1 protein-coding gene is annotated in these 245 nt (G+C 32.7%); it reads left to right on the top strand.

Features of this window, described 5'->3' with window-relative positions; translation table 11 throughout:
- Positions 1-245: P-type ATPase actuator domain-containing protein (locus AAON49_RS00045; protein WP_502942863.1), on the top strand; the 245-nt coding region annotated here is incomplete at both ends.

Genomic DNA, 245 nt, shown 5'->3' on the forward strand with positions numbered 1-245 from the left:
GGTGAAAAGATTCCATTGGATGGTGTATTATTATCTGAAAAGGCATCATTAAATACAGCAGCTTTAACAGGTGAAAGTAAACCTGATTCTATTTTAAAAGAAGACAAAGTATATGCAGGTAGTATCAATTTAGAAAGTGTCATTGAAGTTGAAGTAACCAATACCTTTGAAGATAGTTCTATTGCCAGAATATTGGATTTGGTTCAAAATGCTACTGCTCGTAAATCCAAGACAGAACTATTCAT

This window comes from Pseudotenacibaculum sp. MALMAid0570 (genome assembly GCF_040151415.1).
Lineage (GTDB): Bacteria > Bacteroidota > Bacteroidia > Flavobacteriales > Flavobacteriaceae > Polaribacter.